This is a genomic window from Marinobacter sp. DS40M6 (assembly GCF_028581595.1).
GTDB classification, from domain to species: Bacteria; Pseudomonadota; Gammaproteobacteria; order Pseudomonadales; family Oleiphilaceae; genus Marinobacter; species Marinobacter salarius.
On record NZ_JAFCAE010000008.1, the window covers coordinates 85,259 to 95,257 of the forward strand.

Genomic DNA, 9,999 nt, shown 5'->3' on the forward strand with positions numbered 1-9,999 from the left:
CTGTCAGGATTGATCCCGAAATGCGCCAAGCTTTGTCAGGCCGTCCCTGTGAACAACGCCGATTTGGGCAGGAATAAGATCAACCCCCGCCGCCAGGGCAACGGCCAACCTGTGGTGGCCCTTGCCACCAAAGTATGGAGCGCCGTCCGGGCCGATGTGAACGAGGATGCCGCCTTCCTCGCGAAAATTCCCCTTAATCAGCTCATGTCTGGGGCTTAACGTGCCGCTTTGGGTGACGATGTTGTAGAGCTCATCCAATTCTTCGTAGCGTACTCTCACATCGTTCTCAGATGTCAGGCGATCCACTTTGCCTCGCTGACGGATATATTCCATCATTTGTTGGTAGATACCGGTTTCTTCCCACGGAGTATTATCATGCCAATGGCGGGCGCAGGCCCTGACAACTTCGATGTTGTGGATCGATGTTATTTTCTCCGCAGGCCATTCAGTAACAACGGTTCCACTCTGCTTCGTGCTCCAGTATTTAAGTGCGTGCTGCATCTGATCTACGGGAATCCACAAACGCTCCGCGAAGAGCGGTGCCTCTGGTCCATACCGTTGCCGGCTTTTCCTGTCTCTCGCCCATGCTTTTAGACGGCTACTCCAGTTTCTGCGAGCTTGTTCAAAGCCACTTTTCTCTGTGATGCTCATGCCGCTGTAGACTCACCTATCGTGTAAACTATCCGCCAAAGACTCCGGGCTGGGCGTTTCTCTTCAGGATTCGGAGTTTAGCACTTTACGTTATGCCATTAATCATATCGTCCTGAGGATGTTATGTATTACAGCTTAGAATTTATGGGTGGATAGAATTGTGAAAGAGAGCCAGACACGCCTCATCATCCTCGGCGCTGGCAAGCCGTTCAGCGGCGAACAGCATAGTGTGCTCCGGGGCACAACCGGTCGCAGGCGGGTACTGGACTGGGTATTGCACTCCATGTGCGCAGTAGAGCCCGACGTTCATTTCGTGGGCGGATACCAGCTGGATGAAATTGCCGAGCGTTATCCCGAGCTTCACTATTCGGTGAACCCTCATTGGCAATCCACCGGTGCGGCGGCGTCGTTGCTGGAAGCGCCACTGAATGATCGCGTCGTTCACTACGTGTCCTATTCCGACGTGCTGTTTCGGGATTCCGCGGTGCAATCTTTATCCTCCAGCGAGGCGGATATAGCCGTTTTGGTGGACAGCAATTGGCGTCACCGGTTTGAGGGGCGCTCTGAAGAAGATTTACAGCGATGTGAAAAAGTGAACGTGCACGGCGGCCGGATCACCCGTTTGGGGCGGGATATCCTTCCCGAACTGGCCGATGCCGAATTCGTTGGTCTGGTTCGGCTGCAGCCCAAGGTTGCGGGTTTTCTGGCGGGGCAGTCGGATTTTCCGGAAGCCATACGCAAGGGCAGCCTCACCCAGCTTCTTGAGCTGTTGCGGGTTCGTGGGTTCAGTGTGGCTGCGGTGGATGTGGCCGGTGGATGGGCAGAACTGAACGAGCCGAACGATCTCAGTCGGTTTATCCTGGGCACCAAGGCGCAGACGCTCCATCGTTTGCAGGGCGTGGTTACGAGAAGTCGTATTGAAGACCAGGTCAGCTTTACGGTTGCCGAATGGCAGGACTTGGACACAGAAGTACTCGCCCGGATCGGGGCGCGCCTATCGGAAACGGAAAAACTGGTTGTCCGCAGCAGTGCCTTGTCAGAGGACGGGTTCGGGGTATCCAACGCTGGCGCTTACACCAGTGTTCTCAATGTCAGTCGCCAGAGTGAAGGCGAGCTTAGAGCCGCCATTGAGAAGGTCATTGCCTCCTATCCCGATGGCCACCCCGACAACCAGGTTCTGGTGCAGCCGATGCTGGAACAGGTGATTGCCAGTGGTGTGGCGTTCACCAAAACCCTGTCCTCGGGGGCTCCGTATTATGTCGTGAATTACGACGATACTACGAATAGCACCGAGTCCATCACCAGCGGTGCCAGCCGGGATCACAAAACCCTCTTTGTTCATCGGGATGCTCCGGAGAAGCTGGTACGGGTGCCGGAGAACCTGGCGGGACTGATGCCAGCGCTGAGGGAAGTCGAGGACCTGTTGGATTTCGATTCTCTCGATATGGAATTCGCTATCACTGAGGGCGGACTGATCCATATCCTTCAGGTGCGCCCGATTGCGGTTCAGCACGAGCTCACTCAGAGTGATGCGGCAGAGAGCTTGCTGACGAACGCCGTGGATCGATTTCGGCAGTGGCAGGCTCCAGCGCCATTTGTTGTCGGCAAGCGTGCCTATTTCGGTGTGATGCCGGACTGGAACCCGGCTGAAATCATCGGCACCCGGCCGGGACGACTGGCATCCAGCCTGTATCGCTATCTGATCATGGACGACGTGTGGGCAGCCCAGAGAGCGGAATACGGTTATCGGGACGTTCGCCCCCAGCCGTTGCTCAGGATGTTTGCCGGGCACCCTTACGTGGATATTCGCGCCAGCTTCAACTCTTTCATTCCGCAATCCCTGGATGACGGCTTGGCAGGGCGGCTGGTGGACTTCTACATGGAGTGGTTACGTCGCCACCCGCATCTACACGACAAAGTTGAGTTTGATGTGGTGCCTACCTGCTACGCGCTGGATTTTGAGCGCTGGCGGGAACGTTTGATCCACGAGGGTGGTTTTAATGCCGATGAGGCAGATCGGCTTGGCGTGGGATTGAAAACCATCACTGCCTGCGCCATCGCTCGAACCGACGCGGATCTGCAAGTAATTGACCGCTTCGAAGAGCGGCTGGCGTGTTTCCGGAACACTGATGCCTCCAGTCTGGACGATGCACTGTCGCTGCTTGAAGAGTGTCGGCGATACGGAACCCTGGCGTTTGCCCATCTTGCCCGCAGTGCCTTTGTTGCGATCACATTGCTTCGGTCGGCCGTCGAAAAAGGTGTGTTGTCCCAGGGCGCCATGGATGCGTTCCTCAACTCTATCCGCACGGTTTCCCACCGGTTTACCGACGATGCTGCGAAGGTGGCTCGTCAAGAATTGTCCATGGCCGCCTTCACCCAACAATATGGGCACTTGCGGCCAGGTACCTACGACATAACCTCGCCCTGTTATGGCGATAACCCTGAGCATTTCCTGGTTCCGGTGATTGAGCGTTCAGCGTCGGAGTTGCACGCCGACTCGGGTTCCCATATCGCTCTGGACGCGTGGGAAAATGAGAGGCAGACGTTCGCGCAGGCGGTTTCAGATGCCGGTTTGCCCGGTGACATTGAGCAGCTTGAGCGTTTTATGCGTAGTGCCATCGAGGGCCGTGAGTACGCCAAGTTTGTGTTTACCCGGCATCTTTCTCTGGCCCTGAATTGCCTGGCGGGTTACGGAGAGCGTCATGGGGTAACGCGGGAGCAGATGGCGTGTATTTCCGTTGAAGCCCTGTCCGCGTTGAGGTCAGGAACCGTGGCGGTGGCCGATGAGGCCTCCTGGCTGGCAGACCAGGCTACCGAAGGTTATGAGGCCAGCCGGGCAGCGGCTATGGTTGAATTACCCCCCTTGCTGCTGTCAGAAAGTGACTTTTACGCCTTCCTGTACACTGATAGCCACGCGAATTTCGTGGGTGCCGGGAAGATCTCCGCCGAGTGCGTCGATCTGCAAAAACGAGCCACTGACGAGCGGAGTAACCTGTCCGGCAAAATTGCCATGATTCCCCAGGCCGACCCCGGTTATGACTGGCTGTTTGGCCATGGCATTGCCGGGTTGATTACCATGTATGGCGGTGCCAATTCCCACATGGCCATACGGGCCGCAGAGTTTGGACTACCTGCCGCCATTGGCGTAGGCGAGGGGAAGTACGAGGCATTGGCGAGGGCAACCGTGCTGGAACTGGATCCCGTCAACAAGCGAATTGAGGTCATCCGTTAAGATGCGCATTGGAATCAGTCAGCGCGTGGAAGTGGTTGCGTCTTATGGTGAGCACCGGGATTGCCTGGATCAGCAATGGTTCCGGTTTCTTGAGGCACTGGGGTTCACGCCCGTGCCCATTCCCAACTCGCTGTCCAATCTCAACGAATGGCTGGCATCGACGGGAATTGAGGGGCTGATCCTGTCGGGTGGCAATGATCTCACTCACCTGCCTGATGCCATCAACACGTCGGCAGAGCGAGATGAGACGGAACGAACCCTGCTTTCGCTTGCACGCGAGCGGGGGTGGCCAGTTATCGGAGTCTGTCGGGGACTGCAGATGATGAACGTCTGGCTGGGCGGGCAACTCACCCCGGTCTCCGGCCATACCGCCGCGCGACACGCGGTGACACCAACTGAACAGACAAATAGCTGGTTTCGCCCCTACCAGGACGTCAACAGTTTCCATAACTGGGGGATTGCCCCGGAGGGTCTGGCGGCGGAACTCATCCCCCAGTTGCTGAGCCCGGAAGGCGATATCGAGGCGTATGTGCATTGTAGCCTGCCTTGGGCTGGCATCATGTGGCACCCGGAGCGGGAGGCGCCGTTCACTGAGCGCGACAAACAACTTTTCAACTGTATTTTCAGAGGTACCCCATGCAAACACTGATACTGGCCGCCGGGCAGGGCACCCGACTTCGCCCCTACACCAACGACCGCCCCAAATGCATGGTGGCGCTGGCGGGCAAGCCTCTGCTTCATCGTCAGATGGCGGCGATGGCAGCTTGCGGAGTGAGCAATGGCATTACCGTCATCGGCGGCTATCGGTCGGATGACCTGGACACTCTAGGCGGTGATCTCGTCCTCAATCCCGAGTACGCAACCACCAACATGGTCCGCACGCTCTTTTGCGCGCGCGAGAAGATGAAGCCCGGCGAGGATCTGCTGATCAGTTACGGGGATATCGTCTATGAGCCTACGGTTCTGAAAAGCGTTCTGGACTGCGATGCGCCGGTTTGTCTGGCTGCGGACCGTAAGTGGAAGCGCCTGTGGCAGTTAAGAATGGAGGAGCCGTTGGATGACGCGGAAACCTTCGTTATGAACGAATCCGGTTTTGTGACTGAGCTTGGCAAGAAGCCCAGTGATTACAGCCAGGTCCAGGCTCAATACATGGGGCTGATCAAGATCCGGGGCGATCAGGTGCAGGCGTTTCTCGATGTTTTCGATAGACTGGACCGTAGCGCCACCTACGATGGCAAGGACTTCGATAACATGTACATGACGAGCTTTATCCAGCACCTGATTGACACCGGCTGGCCGGTGAAGGCCTGCCTGGTGGACAACGGTTGGCTGGAAGTGGATACCGCGGATGAGCTGGAAGCCTATTCCTCGATGGCGGAAAAAGGTGAGTTGGCATCCTACTGCGCGTTATCGAACTGAGTTCTCAGGTCATATAGTCGGTCGACAAGGGGCTGGTGATCCTTGAGCATGCCGCGGATTTGGTCCGTGTCTCCGATGCCGACATTGCGGATGGAGTAGGAAGGATTGAACGGCGCTGACGGCAGTTGCGCTTCCGGGAAATCCAGGAAGTCACAGACTCTCCGGGCTTCCGTTTTGTGGTCTTTCACGAAGCGTTCAAAGCTCACTGCAAGCATATAACTTTCGCCCAACTGCGCCTGAAGCGCCATCAGGCTTTCCATTTTTGCGGCGATGCCTTTGAGCACATAGGCAATGTCGTCGTTCTCGCTATCATCGAACGCGGGGTCGGATTTACGCTTGCCGATCTTGCCCTGGCGGACGACTTCGGCAAACTGGTCCACTGGATCTCGGTGAACCACGATCAGTTTGAAGGGGGTAAAGACAGCGGGCCAGGTCCCTTCGTGTTTGCCGACCCAGATTGGCTGGTTCCAGACGATGGCCTTTTCCCCAGCAGCGTACGCGTGGCCGACGGCGTGCATCCAATCGTTCCATATCCGGCTATCCGAGGGCGCACCGCCTTTGGCTAAATGTTTCCGATAGCGGCCAAGGTATTCAAGCTTCAACTGGTTGTGTCTCACCTGCTCCTTTGGAGCAAGCTTGGCCTGGTCTGCGCCTCGCGCTTTTTTAAGCTGTGCTGCAGGCAGTTTGCCCATGGCGGTTTCGAACCACATCATCCTGGCAAGCCACTTTGCCTTGAAGGGTGAGTCCGCCTCCAGAAGGCTGCCGATTCGTCCACTCCGTTTGAAGTCGGTAAATTCACCCCGGGGCACGACGCAGTCCGGGTGTCCCTTGAGGTAATCCACTACAGCGCCGGAACCGGACCAATAAATGCCCGCTACCAGAATATTGAGAGGTTGGGCGTGCTCAGTCATGTTGGCTTTGCTTTTCCGGGGATTCGAGAAAGTCGCTCACCACCACCCGGCTGCGGAAAGGCGCAAGCCACTCCGGTTTCACGGTGACCGGTAGGCGGTTAACCACGGTTGCGAGCCCGCTTGCCAGACCATCCACGGTGCGTGGCGTCAGGAAATCCTCCAATTCGCCACGGAACACATCCCGTACGCCACCGCGGCTCTCTACAGCCATGATCGGCGTGTTGCAGGCCAGGGCCTCGGTCAATACGATGCCCAGGCCCTCATATTCTGAGGCCAGCACAAACAGTTCCGCCTGCTTCATCCAGGGGTAGGGGTTTCTGCGTTTGCCCGCGAAGAAGACGCGGTCAGCGATGCCTAGGGCCTTCGCTTTCTCCTCCAAATCGTTTTTCAACGGACCCTCGCCTACAATGACCAGCTTGTGAGCGATTCCTGATTGCTTGTAGGCTTCCAGCAGCAAGGCGTGGCCTTTCTGAGGCACGAGCCGAGCGACATTGAGGATATAGGGCTCCGCTGGAATGTCCGGGTCGGCCTCTTGCGCCAACGCGTTAATCTGCTCCACCGGGCAGGGGTTGGTGATCACCCGCTGGCTTTTCGGTTCAATCTCCCCCTTTTTGAACGCCTCCTGAGCGGAGTCCAGCACGCCAGAGGAAACGCAAGCCAGGTGTCGGTTATTGAAGACCAGTTGCCATTCCAGCTTTTTCTGCCACAGAGGGCGATCATAATGAATAACGTTTTCGAGCACGTACACATTGCGGTCATCCCGGAACGACCAGAAATACTTGAAGGTACCCAGGCCTCGGAAAACAATGCGGTCGAAACGCCCGAAGCGCTTTTCCAGGCCGCGAATGTGTACCTTCAGCAGCCACCCGCTTAGCCAGCCAACCCACATAAAGTGGGATTTCGGCAGCAGTACACCCAGTAGAAGGCGGGATAACAGGAAAACTGGAATACCGATAACCGATTTCATCAACGCCTGGAACTGATCGAAGTGATGCAGGTGAACGGCAGAATTGGCAGGGCTGAGATCATTGGGGCGATTGCGGCAGGACAGCAGGTGGCTCTCGTGGCCCTCGTCCGCGAAAGCATCCGCCAGGTTAACGGCCACCCGTTCCATGCCGCCCATTTTCAGGCTGTGGATCACAACCAGGGTTCTCATGCTTCCTTGCTCGGTCATGCCGTGCGGCTCTTCTCAATGCCGTTTTCGGCCCAGAAGGTGCGGTTGTCCTTAACGGCCTTGCGGATAGCCCGGTTCTTCGCCCAGATTTCCGGCTTGGAGTAACCACGGGCATGGTCCAGATGCAGGCACACGGTGCTGTAGCGAATCTGCCGGGACTTGTGGCCAAAGTTCCAGAGGCGCTCGCCAAGTTCGCGGTCCAGGCCACCGTATTGCATGTCTTCATTGAAGCCATTAACGGCAATCAGGTCTTTGGTCCAGGTGGAGCTGTTCATGCCGTTCCAACTGGCGGCTGCGGGCGTGATGGCATTCAGGAGTGTCTTCTTCAGGGATGAGCTGGACAGCTTCCAGAGCTTGTGGTTCTTCGGTTGGCCCTTGCTGACCAGCCACTGGGGGTCAAAGATGACACCGCTGCGGATATCGTCGTCGGAAATCGCTTCCGAAACTGGCATGGTGAGCTTGATGTATCCACCGGACAGGAAAGCTCCTGGTTCGGCCAGCCGTCGATGGGTGGCGATGAAGTCCGGTTCCGGGATACAGTCGCCGTCCGTGAAGATCAGATAGTCGCAGTCGGTTTCCCGGATGGCCTTGTTGAGGATCTGGCACTTGCGAAAGCCATCGTCCTCGTGCCACACGTGGTCGATCTGCAGGATACCGCGCCCGCGGAACCGGTCGATGAGGTCGCGGGTCTCGTTGGTTGACCCGTCATCAGCAATGATCACCCGAAAGTCCGGCTGGCTCTGGTTTTCATAGCCCGTCAGAACCTTGCTCAGCCATAGTGGGGAATTGTAGGTAGTGATGACTACGCCAATGCGTTCTGGTGACATGGATCCGGCCCGGCCTTTATTCAGGTAAAACAAGACAGTCTTGGAGACTGCTTCGGTACGCGGATTATACAGTTTTAGTACTCCGCGGGCACCGGCTGTGTGAGGGGGGAATTACTTACACACTCTACCGGGCCGGTAAGGGTGGGGGAGGCCGGGTGGTCGATGGCGAAAGCGTTTGTATTCCCACTGGTATTGTTCCGGCACTTCCCGTACCACATCCTCAATGGATTTGTTCAGGGCAGTTGTGGCGGTCACCGGGTCCGGGTCGGCAATGCCAGGCTCGCACTCGCGAATCACCAGCCGGAAACCTTCGCCGTCTTTCAGGCGCTCGGAGTACGTGACCAGGGGTTTGGCGCCGGACTTCTGCAACAACTTCGAGACCAGGGTCATGGTGCGCACTTCCATGCCGAAGAAGGGGGCATACGCGTTGCCTTTGCCTCTTGGGCTCTGGTCCGGGAGGATGCCGGCGACCTCACCTTCCCGCAGCAGGGTGATCAGTCTTGCCAGCCCGCGACGGTCACCTCGAACCAGCTCCGAGCCCATGCGCCCGCGAACCTGGATCATGTAATCCTCGAATTCCCGGATATGGGGCGGGCTGTAGAGGGCCGCCATGCGGTACCGGGAGGAAAAGTAAAGCCCGGTGAGCTCCCAGTTGCCGAGATGCGGTGCCAGCAGCAACAGCCCCCGGCCGTCCTTTTTTGCCTCTGCGAGCAGTTCTTCGCCTTCGATCTCGCGGATCAGGCCCAGGCAGCGTTCCACTGGCCACTCCCACATCAGGGGGATTTCCATCATGGTCTGGCCGGTGTGCCGCAGGCTGGAGCGCACCATTCGATCATGCTGGTCGTCCGTCAGCTCCGGCAGGCAGATTTTCAGGTTGATGTCGGTAACCGTGCGGTACTGGGATCTGGACATCCAGCTGATCATGCCAAGGAAGCGCCCGATAAGCTGGGCGCCACGCAGGGGGAGTTTACCGGCAAGCCGGAGAGCGGTAATCAGAAACGTTGCTTTGGAAAACGCCATAATCCAGAGGACTATCAACAGGAAACAGGATGAGCGGAAGCTACCACCATCCGGCGTGGGCGGCAAGGTTGATGAATGTGACCGCTGGCCATTACAGCCTCTGTGAGGCTTCCCAGCTGGTGCTTCGGTCGCCGGTTTCCCAGCCAATTCTCAGGTAAAAGCGCCGGATACGACGGCCAATGTATCGCTTTCGCCAAGCGGAGAGGGTGGCCAATTTGTCGGGGATGGTGGGGGCGCCGAGCCCGTCAACCAGAAACAGCTCCGGTTGTCCGCCCCTGTCGGCGATCACCAAGTTGTGGGGCAGCAGGTTCCGGGTGAGGATTCCGGTTTCGAGTAACCAGTTGCAGAAGCGGTCTGCAGCGTCCTGAACCGGTTGATCAAACCCTCGGTGTTTCAGGTAGTGTTCGAGCGTTTCGCCCGGTAGGCCGTGGTCATCGAAGATGAGCTCACTCATGTTTGCCAGGCCGAGCGAGGTTTCCACCGCGCCATGGAATTGCGGCAGGTGCGCCCAGACCAGTTCGTCGTGGCCATCGTTGATCAGCGCCCGAATGGCTTGCTGTTGATGCGCCCGGAGTTCCTGGCGGTTGTCATCAATCCTCGCTCTGCCGAGCATTTTCTTTGGCCAGGCCTGGCGCTGGAACCGAACTTCGATGTTTTCAGGCCGCAGTACTTTGAGACACAATGCCGGATCATCCGGATGCCGGTAGCAGTGTCGGTTGTAGCCAGAGGCGAATGGCTCAATGCCTGACAGGTCAATCATGGATC

The 9,999-nt window shown here is 57.5% G+C and carries 9 protein-coding genes; 3 read left to right on the forward strand and 6 right to left on the reverse strand.

Annotated features, from left to right (window positions below; all coding sequences use genetic code 11):
- Positions 1-3: 3 nt before the first annotated feature.
- Positions 4-501 (reverse strand): hypothetical protein, encoded by a 498-nt coding sequence (locus JJO78_RS18290; RefSeq protein ID WP_273624392.1) that lies wholly within the window; start codon positions 499-501, stop codon positions 4-6.
- A 310-nt stretch (positions 502-811) separates the two neighbouring features.
- On the opposite strand from JJO78_RS18290, the gene JJO78_RS18295 reads away from it, so the two are divergent.
- From JJO78_RS18295 to JJO78_RS18305, 3 genes are read left to right on the forward strand one after another with little or no spacing between them, the layout of a single operon-like run.
- A complete protein-coding gene (locus tag JJO78_RS18295; RefSeq protein ID WP_273624393.1) occupies positions 812-3,883 on the forward strand; it encodes a PEP/pyruvate-binding domain-containing protein in 3,072 nt (1,023 codons plus the stop codon).
- A 1-nt stretch (position 3,884) separates the two neighbouring features.
- Positions 3,885-4,532 (forward strand): gamma-glutamyl-gamma-aminobutyrate hydrolase family protein, encoded by a 648-nt coding sequence (locus JJO78_RS18300; protein WP_273624394.1) that lies wholly within the window; start codon positions 3,885-3,887, stop codon positions 4,530-4,532.
- Positions 4,520-5,302: a phosphocholine cytidylyltransferase family protein gene (locus JJO78_RS18305; RefSeq protein WP_126810605.1), complete on the forward strand. Its 783-nt coding sequence runs from the start codon at positions 4,520-4,522 to the stop codon at positions 5,300-5,302. The genes JJO78_RS18300 and JJO78_RS18305 overlap by 13 nt, the downstream gene beginning before the upstream one ends.
- Here the strand turns inward: JJO78_RS18305 and JJO78_RS18310 are convergent.
- From JJO78_RS18310 to JJO78_RS18330, 5 genes are all read right to left on the reverse strand, one after another.
- On the reverse strand, positions 5,281-6,213 hold the full coding sequence (locus JJO78_RS18310) for a sulfotransferase family protein (RefSeq protein ID WP_273624395.1): 933 nt from the start codon (positions 6,211-6,213) through the stop codon (positions 5,281-5,283). The two genes, JJO78_RS18305 and JJO78_RS18310, sit on opposite strands and share 22 nt — an antisense overlap.
- Positions 6,206-7,387, reverse strand: a complete 1,182-nt coding sequence (locus JJO78_RS18315; RefSeq protein WP_273624396.1) for a glycosyltransferase — start codon at positions 7,385-7,387, stop codon at positions 6,206-6,208. The genes JJO78_RS18310 and JJO78_RS18315 overlap by 8 nt, the downstream gene beginning before the upstream one ends.
- On the reverse strand, positions 7,384-8,214 hold the full coding sequence (locus JJO78_RS18320; protein WP_273624397.1) for a glycosyltransferase family 2 protein: 831 nt from the start codon (positions 8,212-8,214) through the stop codon (positions 7,384-7,386). The genes JJO78_RS18315 and JJO78_RS18320 overlap by 4 nt, the downstream gene beginning before the upstream one ends.
- A 111-nt stretch (positions 8,215-8,325) precedes the next feature.
- Entirely contained in the window at positions 8,326-9,234 is a 909-nt protein-coding gene (locus JJO78_RS18325) for a lysophospholipid acyltransferase family protein (RefSeq protein WP_136634098.1), read from the reverse strand.
- A 91-nt stretch (positions 9,235-9,325) separates the two neighbouring features.
- Positions 9,326-9,994 carry a YrbL family protein gene (locus tag JJO78_RS18330; protein WP_273624398.1) on the reverse strand — a complete coding sequence of 223 codons (669 nt, stop codon included), beginning with the start codon at positions 9,992-9,994 and terminating at the stop codon, positions 9,326-9,328.
- Positions 9,995-9,999 lie beyond the last annotated feature (5 nt).

Bases quoted from the DNA above. Each gene is read 5' to 3' on its own strand.
- JJO78_RS18290 (WP_273624392.1), bottom strand. From the start codon at position 501: ATGCAGCACGCACTTAAATACTGGAGCACGAAGCAGAGTGGAACCGTT.
- JJO78_RS18300 (WP_273624394.1), top strand. From the start codon at position 3,885: ATGCGCATTGGAATCAGTCAGCGCGTGGAAGTGGTTGCGTCTTATGGT.
- JJO78_RS18305 (WP_126810605.1), top strand. From the start codon at position 4,520: ATGCAAACACTGATACTGGCCGCCGGGCAGGGCACCCGACTTCGCCCC.
- JJO78_RS18310 (WP_273624395.1), bottom strand. From the start codon at position 6,213: ATGACTGAGCACGCCCAACCTCTCAATATTCTGGTAGCGGGCATTTAT.
- JJO78_RS18315 (WP_273624396.1), bottom strand. From the start codon at position 7,387: ATGACCGAGCAAGGAAGCATGAGAACCCTGGTTGTGATCCACAGCCTG.
- JJO78_RS18320 (WP_273624397.1), bottom strand. From the start codon at position 8,214: ATGTCACCAGAACGCATTGGCGTAGTCATCACTACCTACAATTCCCCA.
- JJO78_RS18325 (WP_136634098.1), bottom strand. From the start codon at position 9,234: ATGGCGTTTTCCAAAGCAACGTTTCTGATTACCGCTCTCCGGCTTGCC.
- JJO78_RS18330 (WP_273624398.1), bottom strand. From the start codon at position 9,994: ATGATTGACCTGTCAGGCATTGAGCCATTCGCCTCTGGCTACAACCGA.